Below are 12,031 nucleotides of genomic sequence, written 5' to 3'. Positions count from 1 at the left end.
ACCGATAGACTGAAAGTCGGGGGGCGGCGCCCAACCTCGGCCGCCCGCTCCCCGTCGATCAGGGGCGAGCGGCCGCGCGCGCCGCCGCCGGGTCCGAGGTCGCCAGCGCCGCCTCGGCCAGGCCTTCGCACTCCGCGAGCGTCGTGGCGGCCAGGCTGGCGCCGACCGTGCGGACCGCCGGCGCGTTCATCGACAAGCTGGTCAGGCCCAGCCCGGCCAGGACCAGGGCCAGGCGCGGGTCCGCCGCCGCCTCGCCGCAGACACCCGCCGGCTTGCCCGTGGCCTTCGCCGCGTCGCCGATCAGCTTCAGCAGGCGCAGGAGGGCCGGCTGCCAGGGGTCGTTGAGCTTCGCGACCGCGCCGAGCTGGCGGTCCGCCGCGAACGTGTACTGGGCCAGGTCGTTCGTGCCGACCGAGACGAAGTCGACCGCTTCGAGGATCTCGCGGGCGCTCAGCGCGGCTGCCGGGATCTCGATCATCACGCCCGCCCGGGGGATGCCCGCCGCGCGGACGCGGTCGGCGAACAAGGCCGCTTCCTCGACCGTCGCGACCATCGGGGCCATCACCGAGACCTCGGCGCCCGAGTCCTCGGCCGCGCCCGCGATCGCTTCGAGCTGGCGGTCGAGCACCTCGGGGCGGTCGAACGCCACGCGCAGCCCGCGGACGCCGAGCGCCGGGTTGGGCTCCACCTCCGGGGAGAGGAAGGCCAGCGGCTTGTCGGCACCCGCGTCCAGCGTGCGGACGATGACCGGCTTGCCGCGGAACGGCGTGAGCACCGCCGTGTACGCCGCGCGCTGGTCGGCGACCGACGGCTCGTCGGAGGCGTCCAGGTAACAGAACTCGGTGCGGAACAGGCCGACGCCCTCGGCGCCCGCGTCCGCCGCGGCCTGGGCGTCGGCCGGGGAGCCGACGTTGCCGTAGACCTTCACGCGGTGGCCGTCGGCCGTCGCGCCCGTGCCGTTCCAGTCGGCGAGCTGGGCCACCGCCGCCGTGACGACCGGCGCCGACGGGTCCGCGACCTCGACGACGCCGGTGTCGCCGTCGACCGCAAGCGCTTGCGCGTCCAGCGCCAGCAGCCCGCGCACCGCGACGACGGCCGGGATGCCGAGCGCGCGCGCCAGGATCGCGGTGTGGCTGGTCGGGCCGCCCTCTTCGGTGACCAGGGCGAGGACCTTCGCCGGGTCGAGGCCCGCGGTGTCGGCCGGGGCGAGGTCGCGGGCGACCAGCACGGTCGGCGACGTCAGCTCGGGCACGCCGGGGGGCGCGATGCCGAGCAGCTCGGCGATCAGGCGGTCACGCACGTCGCGGACGTCGCGGACGCGCTCGGCCATGTACCCGCCGGCCGCGGCGAGCGCTTCGGCGAAGCCCTCGGCGGCCTGGTAGACGGCGCGCGCGGCGGGCAGGCTCTGCGTCTTGACCAGCTGTTCCGCCTGTGAGGCGAGCGCCGGGTCGGCGGCCATCGCGGCGGTCGTGATCAGGATCGTCGCCGCTTCGCCGGTCGCGGTCTCGGCCTGTTTCTCCAGGCGGCCGGCGACGATCGCGGCGGCGGGGGCGATCCGGGCGGCTTCGGCGGCCGGATCGGCCGGGGCCGGGGTGGCGGCGGGCTCGCCGAGCGGCTCCGCGACGCGGACGACGGGACCACTGGCACGGCCGGGGCTGACGGCGACCCCGGACAGAGAGTCAGACATGGTCTAGACCATAGCTCAGATACGTCTGGATATCTCGTGGTGGCGGGCACAAACCGCGTTGCTTGACCTGTTCGAGCACCGGCCCGACCTCCTCGCGCCACCAGGCTTCGGCCAGTTCGCCGCGGCTGTGGACCGGCCGTCCGGCCAGCATACGGCGGAATCCCCAGGCCTCGGCCGAGTCGGCGAGCCGGAACCAGTCGGCCGGGTCGTCGAGCCACAGCCCGAGGCGGACGTCGTCGGGCAGCGGCACGCGCTCGAGGAACATCCGCTCGGCGGTCTTCGACGGCAGGTCGGCGAGCGTCAGGCAGCGCAGCGCGCAGGCGACCGTGCTGATCCAGCGGACCCGCGCGCGGATGGCCCGGGCGCCGCGGGCGCGGGCGATGGCCACGCGGTGGTGACCGTCCTCGACGAAGAACATGTCGGACAGCCGCACGAGCCGCACCGGCGGCAGGTCCGCCGACGTCCGCGTCAGGTGCTCCCAGCGGTCGCGCAGGGCCCGGTTGCGCGGCCGGAACTCGCGGTCGAAGTCCCCGGCGCGGGCGACCGTGCCGACCACGCCCGCCAGCGGCACGTCGTAGACGCCTTCGTCGAGCTCGGTCTGCTTGCCGAGCGCTTTGAGGGTCTCCTCGAGCGGCATGATCGCGAGGTGGTCGGGCCGTCTGGCCTCGGCGATCGCCCTCAGCTGAGCGGCGTAGCCGCGCCACCAGGCCGAAGCGAAAGAGTCGCCCATGTGACGGGCAACACGCGCGGCGGCGCGATCATTCCGCCAGGTCCGCGCCAGTCGGGTAGGACGGCTGCGCACCGGGCCGCGTCACGCTGAACGCGGCGACCCGCACCGCGCGCCGGGCCGCGGTGACCAGGTCGGCGCCGTCGGCGAGGGACGCGGCGAGCGCGCCCGCGAAGGCGTCCCCGGCGCCGGTGGTGTCGACGGCCTCGACCGCCGGCGACGCGACTTCGGTGACCCCGCCGGCCTCGACGACAACCGCTCCGGCCGCCCCGAGCGTGACGACGGCGGCCCGCGGTCCGAGGCCGAGCAGCTGGGTGAAGCCGGCGCCCGGCCCGGTCAGCCACGCGGCTTCGTGCTCGTTGACCAGCAGGACGTCGAGCTTGGCCAGCGTCGCGGGCGAGAGTTTCGCCGCGGGCGAGAGGTTCAGCAGCACCTTGACACCGTGTTCGGCGGCGCGGGCGACGGCGTGCTCGACGGTCGGCAGCGGCACCTCGAGCGAGAGGACCACGACCTCCACCCCGTCGAAGACGGCGTCGACGTCACCGGGTTCGAGGCTCGAGTTGGCGCCGGGGGAGACGAGGATCGAGTTCTCGCCGTCCGGGGTGACGGTGATGTAGGCGATCCCGGTGGGTCGGTCGCTGGTGCGCACGAGCCCGGTGTCGACACCGGCGGCGCGCAGCGAGTCGAGCAGCAACCGGCCGTAGGTGTCGTCGCCGACGGCACCGAGCAGCGCGACGTCCGCCCCGAGCCGGCCGGCCGCGACCGCGGTGTTGGCGCCCTTGCCACCCGGCGAAAGCACGGTGTCCCCGCCCAGCACGGTCTCCCCACCACCCGGCCGCCGATCCACTGAGACGACGAGGTCGGCGTTGGCGGATCCCACAACGAGCACGTCGGAGTTCATCCCCGAACTGTGCCAGAAACCCGGTCCGGTCCAGGTCAGGACCGGCGGGCAAGAGGAAAGTGAAGGTTTTTGTAACTTATCCGGGGCTGAGTGCGACAATCATGCGAGCAGCGGATGCCCGTCACTCGATCGGGGGATGTCCGTCCCCCGGCCGTCACTTCACGGACCGGTCCCGCTCTCCAGGTGCGTCATCACGCTCGACGTGGTGGTGACGTTGCCCCGACCGGCGCGAGCCGGACAGGGCATCGGGTCGCCGGCGCCGATCACGTAGCCCCCCGAGTGATCGGCGTCGGCGGCGCCCCTCCGTCGACGGTCAGTACGACTTCGCGGGGCAGCAGTGCGGGCGCGTGCGCGGTGAACTTCCGCGTTGCCGCAGAGCTCAAGGGACGTGGCAGGCGATACCAGCCATCGCTCAGGGCGAACTTTTCGGCGTCGCCGTGGCGCAAGGGAAAGTCGAGGTCAGCCGGCCGGAACTCGAGGGTGCCGTCCGTGCGCAGCCGCAGTTCGGCGACTTCGCGCCAGCTCAGCTCGAACTTCCGGTAGAACGTCTTCCACCGGAAGCCCACGTTGGAGAGCCGCAGATCGGCTCGGAGCTCGCGCTTGCGGCTGTTGAACTCGAAGGCGTGGACGACGCCGACGAGCACGATGACCGCGCCCAGCAGAATCCGGCAGACGGTGTGCAGGAAGCCGGACGGCCCGAACTCGACTGCCACATACGCCCCGATGCCGAGCATGGCCATGGCGAAGTCGAAGAGCCACACCTTCCGGCGGTCCCAGCCGTTGACGTGGATGCTCACGTGGTCCAGCTCGGGCACGGTCGCCGACGTGGGGACGAACCGGTCCACCCGGGCCGGCGGAGGCGATGGCTCGGGCACCACCGGGGCGACCGGCCGTTCGGCGACGCCGACGAACAGCCCGGCGATCTCGCGGACGCGGCCGGCTTCACCGGCCGACAGCGTGATCCCGGATACCAGCCACTGACCCCCGCCCACCGGGGTGAGTCCACGATGGCGCTCCGCGAACCGGGCATCGGCCGGCTCGAGGACGACCCGAAAGGAGTGTTCACGCCCCGGCTCGGCCGGAACGGCGACGGCTGCCAGTTCGTCCCAGCGCGCCGCCCAGACGACTCCACCGACGATGCGCGAGATCCCCGAGGCGTCGAAAACCAGTTCGTTGACCACGGGTTCGGGCAGCGAGCGCACGACCAGAATCAGACCCAGCAGCAGAAAACCCCCGCCGAAGACGCAGCCGGCCACGCGCGGGCCTTGCTGGGACGCCGACAAGCCCAGCCAGACGATCCCGGCACCGATGACGAGGAGCACCCCGGCCTGGGCCCAGTGCCGTCCGGCTGTCCGCGACACGACGAAACGGTCGTTGTCCGGCGCGGTCACTCGATCGAACCCGAAATCCGCTGCGAACCCGGCTGCTCGAACACCGGCGGCTGGACGGTCGTCTGTTTCTCCGTCGACTCGTCGTCGTCTCCGCTCGTCCAGTCGTCGATCCCTTCGGCCCTCTTCTTCCGGGACTCCTTGCCCCACTCCTTCTTGGCGTCGTCCCACAAGTCCTTGCGGAAGTTCTCCCCGAACTTCTCGCCGAACTCCTTCCGGGCGTCGTCCCGGAACTCCTTGCCGACGTCCTTGAGGTTCTCGCCGATCGACTTGTCCGACGAGACGATGTCCTTCCAGTTCTTCCGGTCAGGGCGTTCCTCGCGAACCTTGTCGAGGAACGTCCGGGTGTCGCGCGGTTCGTTCTTGATCAGGCCGCCGACCTTCTTCAGCGGACCGGGCAAACTTTCCGCGCCACGCTTCAGCGCGCCTTTGACCCGGCGGAAGATGTCACCGATGCGGTGGAACAGCTCCTGCGCCTTCTTGAAGGCCTTCAGCAGCTTCTTGATCCACTCCATGCACTTGCTGCCGGTCTTGACGGCTTCCGCGGTGCCCTCGGTGGCCATGCCCGCCGGCAGGGCCGGACCGGGATAGCGGCAAGCGATGCTGATGAGCTTCCCGACGCATTCGGAAATCAGGTCACGCACGACCGAGCGCACGACGCTCAAGATCGTTTTGCAGATATCGACCAGCTTCGAGATCGCGTTGGCCCCGGTCGCCACGCCGGCGTACGTCGCCGCCCGGTCTTCGGCGAAGGCGCGATAAGCATCCGCCGAGGCGCCTTCCCAGGCGGCGCTGTCCTTCTTGACGGTGTCCTGGAGGTCGGCGCTGATCTTCTCGAGCTCCTTGCCGACGTTCTCCCAGGTTCCGACCATGTTCTCCAGGGCGATCTGATCGCCCGTGAGCCAGTCGAGCGGCTCCCGCAGCCACGGGAAGAACTCCATCGCCCACCCGACGGCGGCCGAAGCCAATGTCCCGATCGGATCCGCGACGAGTTCCGCGATCCCCCCTGCCCCGAACGCCGCGTTCACCAGGCCTTCGGTCCAGTTGCCGTCGGCGACGGCGGTGCCCGCGTCCCAGAAGTCCTGGAACAGGCCGGCGCCTTCGAGCGCGCTGCGGTCGTCCGCCGCGTCCGTCTTGATCAACGGGTTGTCGGCCACGGCTCAGTCCTCCACCTTGAACAGGTCCTTGAACTCCGCTTCGTCGGTTTCCTTCATCTGCTGCCAGAGCTGGATGCGCGTGGAATGGTCGTACGACGAAGTCGACGCCGATTCGATCGCGATCTCCGCCACCTGCTGCGCGATCGCGCAGATCGCCGCGAGCGGGATTCCGAGCAGGCCGAACGCTTCGGGGTGCTCGGTCGCGCGGGCGGCCTCCTTGCACTTGTCGATCCGGTCGGTGATCGCCTCGATGTTTTCGCGGTGCTTCTGCAGCTCCTGCGGGTCGACCGCGAAGCCGGGGCCGCCTGGTCCGGCCATGGTTCCCCCTCCCTCGCCGCGCGTCAGCGCAGGTAGTCGCCGTCGCTGAAGTAGTCGTCGTCGTGACCGTCGTCGGACGACGGGCGCGGCGCGCGCGGCGCCGGCTTCGGTGCCGGAGCCACCTGCCGCTCCTCTTCCGGCACGAACCGCTCACCATCGTTGCCAGGCGGAGCCGGTGGTGGGGCGAACCCTTCCGGTTCGGGTGCCGGGAACGCCCGCTCGAGCCGGCTGACGAGCTGGTACATCACCTCGGGCCCGACCGGGTCGGTGACGCCGACGCGCACGGCCGCGGCGAGTTTGCTCTGGGCCGCCTTCACGGTGCGGAGGATCTCTTCGGCGAGATCCGGCTTGTCGCGCGCGCTCAGGCCGATCTCCAGATCGACGAGGTTCCCGGCGTGGTCGACCTTCACCCCGATGTGGCCGTCCTTGCTGCGCTCGGAAACCGAGACCGCTTCGATCTCGCCGACCATCCGCTCGGCCTTGCGCTGTGACTCCGCCATCCGGGACTCGAAGTCCGCGACCAGTTGCTCAGGATTCGACACGCGAACCTCCCCGTTCACGTCAGTAACCGTACGGCGACCGAGTGTGGCACACGGGTCCGACAGATTCGGCGGACTTCCGGTTTTCCCCACCCGCCCGGGGCGGTCAACCCGGTGTCCGTGCTGGTCAGCGACTCATAGCGTGACACCCATGAACATCTCCGACTGGAAACGAGCGATCTACGCGCTCCTCGCACTGCCCGCCTGGTTGGGTGGACCGCGGGCCCGGCGACGGCTCGCGCGGCGGTGGCTGGGTGCCGAGCCGAGGCCGGGTGGGCTGCTCGCGGCCGCGGCGTCGTTCCCGGTCGCCTTGCTGGTCTGGTACCTCGTCGGCCGGATCGCGACGTTCGGGTTCTTCTGGACCGAGGACGGTGCCGCCGGTTCGTGGGGTGGGCCGTCGCTGCTCGGGGCGTGGATCGTGCACTTCTTCTGCGCGCTCGGCATGGCCGTGGTCTGCCTGGGGCTGCTGCGGCCGCTGACGCGGTGGCAGGTGCGATCCCCTGACCTGGTCGATTCTTCGCACGGTGGGTGACCGGTGCGGTATCGTCCGTGACGCAAGAGGGGAGATCGAACGCGAGGGGAGCGCGGTTCGGTGGGGTTGTTCGGTGACATGCTCGACGCTGCCAAGCACGTCGGGTCGGAAATCGCGCACGCCGTCCAGTCGGGTGGTGAGCGGCTCGGCAACGTCTTGACCGGCGCGGGCGTCGGCCTGCTCGCGGGCGGGGTGCCCGGGGCGATCGCGGGCGCGTACGTCGGCTCGCAGACCGGGACCGGGGCGGCGAACCCGCAGGCTTCGGGCCTTTCGCCCCGCCAGCTGGTCCAGGCCGTGATGCGCGGACCCGGCACGGAGTCGCTGCAGAAGGTCCACCAGGCCGGTGTCGACCAGTCGACGTACCAGCGTCAGCTCGAGCAGGGCACGCGGGAACTGACGTCCGGTCTCGAATCCGCGTGGACGGGCGGCGCGTCGGACGCGGCGCGGGAGCGGCTCCAGCCGTTGACGGCGTCGGCGACCTCGGCGTCCACGACCCTGGACCGCAACTCGACGCTGGCCCAGGCGCAGATCGACCAGTTCCACCAGATGAAGAACTCGCTGCACCCGGACGTCACGGACCAGCCGCCGACGCGCAGCGCCTGGGACGTCGCGACGCCGTGGGACACCGACACCGAAGACAAGATCAACCAGTACAACCGGAAGGCCCAGGAGAACGTCGAGCGGTACAACGCGTATTCGCAGCAGTCCAGCTCGAACACCGCGGCCCGCACGATCGACTACGGCCAGCTCCGCGAGTACACCGGTGGCGACTTCACGGTGCAGGACCCGAAGAAGCCGGTCGAGCCGCCACCACGCAAGCGGACGCCTGGCGGTGGCGACCACGATCGGTCGATCGGCGCCCAGGTCCAGCCGCCGCCTGCGGTCCACCCGCCGGTCGCGCCGCCACCCGGGCAGGTGACGCCTCCAGGGCAGGTGACGCCACCGGGGCACATCACGCCACCGGGCTCGTCCGGCCTGGACGACAGCGTTCGCGCGCAGAGTTACGTACCGCCGTCGACGCAGTTCCCGCCGGGCTACCAGCCGCCCGGGACCGGGCCGGGCGGGTTCGGCCCCGGTTCGGGTCCCGGCGGCGGGTTCGGTCCCGGCTTCGGGCCGGGCTTCGGCCCTGGTGGCGGCGGGTTCGGGCCGGGCTCGTCGTCCGGCGCGAGCGGCGGCACCGGGCCGGGCGGCGGCCCGGGCTCGGGTGCCCGCGGTCCGGGTTCGGCCACCGGAGCCGGCCTGCCAGGCGAAGGCCGTCCGGGCGCGGCCGGCGGGCTTCGCGGCGGCGCGGCGGGCAAACCGGGCTCGCCGGGGATGGGCGGCATGGGCCAGGGCGCGAAGGGTGGCAAGGGCGAGGAGGACGCGGAGCACCAGCGCGCGTCGTACCTGGTGGAAGCGGATCCGGAGAGCATCTTCGGCGGGTCCGACGAGCGGACCGTGCCCCCGGTGATCGGGCTGTGATCTTCCTGCCCAAAGCCGCGCTGCTCACCGCGTGGGAGTGGGAACGCCACGGCCCACCCCCGGCGGTCCTCGGCGCGGACAACCTCTGGCTCGGCGACGAAACCCGCAAGCGCCTCGACGCGGACGTCCTCGACGTGTTGACGTCACTCCGCCTCGCGGCAGGCGGCACGTTGACGCGGGAATTCCGTGACGTCCTGCGCGTCCTGGCGCGGGGCACCCACCAGTTCACGGCGTGGCTGGGCGACATCGAAGCGGACGAGTCGGGCGCGGTGCTCGTCTCCGCCTCGGGGCCGGACGCGCTCCGCCTGATCCGGAAGGACGACACGGTCCGGATCGACGTCGTCGAACCGCCGCGGCTCGCGGAGTCGCTGGTGGACGTACTGCCGCCGGTGCCACCCGCCCGCATCGAAGCGGTGTCGATCCCGGAGGCGCGGTTCTCGGGCCGGGCGGTGGAGGAGTCGTACGACCTGGAGGACCAGACTTCGGACCGTGGCCGTGACCCGCTGCCGTGGGCGCGCCGGCTGATGGCGTCGCCGCGGACGGGGCTGCACCAGTGCTACGCCGTGAATCGGGGTTCGCGCAGCGCGCCGATCACCGCGGTGGACGTGGCCGGGGCCGGGCGGGTGCTGACGTACGTGTACCCGGGGCGCGAGCGGATGGTCAGCTTCCAGCCGGGGACCCGGGGTGCGCTGACCGAGGTGCTGTACGCGACCCTGAACGGGTTAGGGGGAGGACGATGACGGGCTCGATCTTCAGCGGGATCGGCTTCTGGGCGACGGACATGCCGAGTTCGGGACCGCCGCCGGCCGGCGGGCAGGGGTTCGCGATGAGCTCGGCGGATATGCGGGCGATGCTCAAGAACGCGGAGGACCTGCGGATTTCGATCCAGCAGCAACGCGACGCCGCGCAAGTGCTGTCGCAGGCGACGCCACCCGCGCAGGAGCCGGCCAGCACCGCCGCCGTCGTCGGCCCGAACGGTGTGAACGAGGCCGGGCGCTTCTACCAAGGCCACCTCGACTACCAGTACGACTACCTGTCCGAGTTGATCAAGCGGCTGCAGAAGGCGCTCGGGATCGTCGAGGCGACCGACCGGCAAGCGGCAGAGGATACGAACAAGACGAGCGGGGCCCTCGAATGAAGAAGCGATCCATCACGACCGTGGCCGCGATCATGGCCGGCAGCTTGCTGATCTCCGCGTGCAACGGCACCCCGAAAGCACCGGAGACCACCACATCCACACCGCCGAGCACCAGTTCGGCGAACAGCGACGTACCCACGGTCCAGAGTCCCCTCCCGGCGACGGCACTCGATGGCAGTCCGTGCGACACCGCACTCACCGGCAGCCAGCTCGCCCACTTCCTCGGACAGTCGACCCCGGCCAAGCCCAGTGACACCGAACTCGGCCCGATGTGCCAGTGGAGCAGTGCCTCAGGATCGGGAGCGGGCATCACGGTCACCTACCAAACGCAATCCGAACAGGGGATCGGGCTGGCTTACGAGAACGTGAAGCCCAAGGCCGCGCGTTGGCAGCAGCTCGAGCCGGTCCAAGGATTTCCCGCCGTCGCCTACACGAACACCGAGGACAAGCGTGCCTGCGTGATCGTCGTCGGCGTGACCGACAAGCTGGCGTTCTCGACGGCGTTGACGCTCGGCGACAAGTCCGCGGCCGAAGGCAAGGATTGCTTCGACGTCGCGCCGCAAGTGGCCGACACCGTGCTCACCAACGTCAAGGCGCGCGCCTGAGCTGCACCTTTTCGTTACGGCGGACATCGCGTTAATGCAAGACTTGTCGTAGTAAGCACCTAGACTGTTCGGATGAGCCACCCCACCCGCAGGGGTCGCGCGCGTGCGGCTACCGAACAGGACATCCGGCGGACTGCCCGGAGGCTGCTCGTCGAGCAGGGGCCGGAGGCGGTTACCCTTCGCGCCATCGCGCGGGAGCTGGGGATCACCGCGCCTGCGCTCTACCGGTACTACGAGTCGCGGGACGACCTCGTCGGGAACCTGCGGCTGGACGTCTGCGCCGATCTGGCGGACGAGCTCGCCGAGGAGATCGCCGAGCTGCCGGACGACGGGATGCTGCAGCTGTTCGCCATCTGCAAGGGGTTCCGGCGGTGGGCGCTCACCCACACGAAGGAATTCACCCTCGTCTTCGCCTCGCCGACCGGCGGGGTGGGGTCGACGGCCGGGAGTGCGCTGAGCCGGGTCGACGAGCCCTTCGGGCGCATCTTCCTCGCCGCCGCGGGGCGGGTGCTCGCGCGGCACGACATCGTGCTGCCGTCCGCCAGCGGGGTGCCCGACGAGCTGCGGGACGACCTGAAGACGTTCCAGGAGTCGCTGGTCGCCGTGCTCGCCGAGTCCGATCGGGCCGTTCCGGTGGAGAAGATCGACCTCGGCGTGACGTACCTGATGATCCAGTTCTGGGCCCGGCTCTACGGGCACGTCACGCTCGAGGTCTTCGGGAACTACCCCATCCCGATGTCCAAGCCGGACGTCCTGTTCGAGGCGATGCTCATCGACCTCGCCCGGGAGATCGGGCTCTACTCCGGTTAGGCCGCGTGGCCGCCGTCGACCGACAGCACCGACGCTGTCACGTACCCGGCATCGGGAGAAGCCAGGTGCGCGACGGCGGCCGCCACCTCGGACGGTGTGCCGTAGCGGTCGAACGCCGTCAACGCCCGCTGGTCGGCCGCGTACGGGCCGTCGGCCGGGTTCATTTCCGTGTCCGTCGGGCCGGGGTGGACCAGGTTGACCGTGATGCCGCGCGGGCCGAGTTCGCGTGCCAGTGCCTTGGTCAGGCCGACCATCGCCGCCTTGCTGGTCGCGTACAGCGCCATGCCCGGGCCGGGTACGCGGTCCGTCACGCAGCTGCCGATCGTGATCACGCGGCCGCCGTCGCTCAGGACGCCGGCCGCGGCCTGGGTCACCGCGAACACGCCGCGGACGTTCACCGCCAGCACGCGGTCGACGTCCTCCAACGAGGTTTCGGCGAACGCGCCCACGAACCCGACGCCCGCGTTGTTCACCAGCACGTCGAGCCGGCCGAATTCCGCCAGCACAGCCGAAACGGCGGCCGAAACCACGGAAACTTCGGCCGAGTCCGCCTGGATCGCCAGCGCGCGACGGCCGAGGTTCTTGATCTGCTCGACCACCTCGGCCGCCCGCGCGGCGTTGTTCACGTAGGTCAGCGCGATGTCGGCGCCGTCCTCGGCGAGCCGCAGTGCCGTGGCCGCGCCGATGCCTCGGCTGCCGCCCGTCACCAGCGCCACCTTGCCGTCGAGGGTCATCCCCGGTTCTCCTTCGCTCGAACGGTTTTCCTTG

The 12,031-nt window shown here is 71.1% G+C and carries 14 protein-coding genes; 6 read left to right on the top strand and 8 right to left on the bottom strand.

Features of this window, described 5'->3' with window-relative positions; all coding sequences use genetic code 11:
* Positions 1-58: 58 nt before the first annotated feature.
* From ptsP to MUY14_RS36950, 7 genes are all read right to left on the bottom strand, one after another.
* Positions 59-1,687 carry a phosphoenolpyruvate--protein phosphotransferase gene (ptsP, locus tag MUY14_RS36980; protein ID WP_247016372.1) on the bottom strand — a complete coding sequence of 543 codons (1,629 nt, stop codon included), beginning with the start codon at positions 1,685-1,687 and terminating at the stop codon, positions 59-61.
* Positions 1,680-2,417 carry a hypothetical protein gene (locus MUY14_RS36975; protein WP_247016370.1) on the bottom strand — a complete coding sequence of 246 codons (738 nt, stop codon included), beginning with the start codon at positions 2,415-2,417 and terminating at the stop codon, positions 1,680-1,682. The genes ptsP and MUY14_RS36975 overlap by 8 nt, the downstream gene beginning before the upstream one ends.
* A 28-nt stretch (positions 2,418-2,445) precedes the next feature.
* Positions 2,446-3,315 carry a ribokinase gene (locus tag MUY14_RS36970; RefSeq protein ID WP_247016367.1) on the bottom strand — a complete coding sequence of 290 codons (870 nt, stop codon included), beginning with the start codon at positions 3,313-3,315 and terminating at the stop codon, positions 2,446-2,448.
* A gap of 263 nt (positions 3,316-3,578) precedes the next feature.
* On the bottom strand, positions 3,579-4,676 hold the full coding sequence (locus MUY14_RS36965) for a hypothetical protein (protein ID WP_247016365.1): 1,098 nt from the start codon (positions 4,674-4,676) through the stop codon (positions 3,579-3,581).
* Positions 4,677-4,702: 26 nt separating this feature from the next.
* Positions 4,703-5,860: a WXG100 family type VII secretion target gene (locus tag MUY14_RS36960; RefSeq protein WP_247016363.1), complete on the bottom strand. Its 1,158-nt coding sequence runs from the start codon at positions 5,858-5,860 to the stop codon at positions 4,703-4,705.
* 3 nt (positions 5,861-5,863) lie between these two features.
* Positions 5,864-6,178: a hypothetical protein gene (locus MUY14_RS36955; RefSeq protein ID WP_247016361.1), complete on the bottom strand. Its 315-nt coding sequence runs from the start codon at positions 6,176-6,178 to the stop codon at positions 5,864-5,866.
* A gap of 23 nt (positions 6,179-6,201) precedes the next feature.
* Positions 6,202-6,720: a YbaB/EbfC family nucleoid-associated protein gene (locus tag MUY14_RS36950; protein ID WP_247016359.1), complete on the bottom strand. Its 519-nt coding sequence runs from the start codon at positions 6,718-6,720 to the stop codon at positions 6,202-6,204.
* Between the two features lie 148 nt (positions 6,721-6,868).
* Here MUY14_RS36950 and MUY14_RS36945 point away from each other — a divergent pair, with 148 nt between their 5' ends.
* From MUY14_RS36945 to MUY14_RS36920, 6 genes are all read left to right on the top strand, one after another.
* Entirely contained in the window at positions 6,869-7,249 is a 381-nt protein-coding gene (locus MUY14_RS36945) for a hypothetical protein (protein ID WP_247016357.1), read from the top strand.
* A gap of 60 nt (positions 7,250-7,309) precedes the next feature.
* Entirely contained in the window at positions 7,310-8,710 is a 1,401-nt protein-coding gene (locus MUY14_RS36940; protein ID WP_247025557.1) for a hypothetical protein, read from the top strand.
* A complete protein-coding gene (locus tag MUY14_RS36935; RefSeq protein WP_247025431.1) occupies positions 8,707-9,450 on the top strand; it encodes an ESX secretion-associated protein EspG in 744 nt (247 codons plus the stop codon). Before MUY14_RS36940 ends, MUY14_RS36935 begins: the two co-directional genes overlap by 4 nt.
* Complete coding sequence (locus MUY14_RS36930; protein WP_247016355.1) at positions 9,447-9,848, top strand: hypothetical protein; 402 nt, start codon at positions 9,447-9,449, stop codon at positions 9,846-9,848. Before MUY14_RS36935 ends, MUY14_RS36930 begins: the two co-directional genes overlap by 4 nt.
* Positions 9,849-9,868: 20 nt before the next feature.
* Positions 9,869-10,453: a DUF3558 domain-containing protein gene (locus MUY14_RS36925; protein WP_247016353.1), complete on the top strand. Its 585-nt coding sequence runs from the start codon at positions 9,869-9,871 to the stop codon at positions 10,451-10,453.
* 72 nt (positions 10,454-10,525) lie between these two features.
* A complete protein-coding gene (locus MUY14_RS36920) occupies positions 10,526-11,263 on the top strand; it encodes a TetR/AcrR family transcriptional regulator (protein ID WP_247016351.1) in 738 nt (245 codons plus the stop codon).
* Here the strand turns inward: MUY14_RS36920 and MUY14_RS36915 are convergent.
* Positions 11,260-11,997: a 3-oxoacyl-ACP reductase family protein gene (locus MUY14_RS36915; RefSeq protein WP_247016349.1), complete on the bottom strand. Its 738-nt coding sequence runs from the start codon at positions 11,995-11,997 to the stop codon at positions 11,260-11,262. The two genes, MUY14_RS36920 and MUY14_RS36915, sit on opposite strands and share 4 nt — an antisense overlap.
* Positions 11,998-12,031 lie beyond the last annotated feature (34 nt).

Origin of the sequence: Amycolatopsis sp. FBCC-B4732, from assembly GCF_023008405.1 — a bacterium.
GTDB lineage: Bacteria > Actinomycetota > Actinomycetes > Mycobacteriales > Pseudonocardiaceae > Amycolatopsis > Amycolatopsis pretoriensis_A.
The sequence above is the reverse complement of the archived record's forward strand: the minus strand, read 5'-3'. Positions and strand labels throughout refer to the sequence as shown.

Excerpts from the sequence above, each read along its gene's own strand:
- ptsP (WP_247016372.1), bottom strand. The coding sequence starts at position 1,687 with ATGTCTGACTCTCTGTCCGGGGTCGCCGTCAGCCCCGGCCGTGCCAGT.
- MUY14_RS36975 (WP_247016370.1), bottom strand. The coding sequence starts at position 2,417 with ATGGGCGACTCTTTCGCTTCGGCCTGGTGGCGCGGCTACGCCGCTCAG.
- MUY14_RS36970 (WP_247016367.1), bottom strand. The coding sequence starts at position 3,315 with ATGAACTCCGACGTGCTCGTTGTGGGATCCGCCAACGCCGACCTCGTC.
- MUY14_RS36955 (WP_247016361.1), bottom strand. The coding sequence starts at position 6,178 with ATGGCCGGACCAGGCGGCCCCGGCTTCGCGGTCGACCCGCAGGAGCTG.
- MUY14_RS36945 (WP_247016357.1), top strand. The coding sequence starts at position 6,869 with ATGAACATCTCCGACTGGAAACGAGCGATCTACGCGCTCCTCGCACTG.
- MUY14_RS36930 (WP_247016355.1), top strand. The coding sequence starts at position 9,447 with ATGACGGGCTCGATCTTCAGCGGGATCGGCTTCTGGGCGACGGACATG.
- MUY14_RS36920 (WP_247016351.1), top strand. The coding sequence starts at position 10,526 with ATGAGCCACCCCACCCGCAGGGGTCGCGCGCGTGCGGCTACCGAACAG.
- MUY14_RS36915 (WP_247016349.1), bottom strand. The coding sequence starts at position 11,997 with ATGACCCTCGACGGCAAGGTGGCGCTGGTGACGGGCGGCAGCCGAGGC.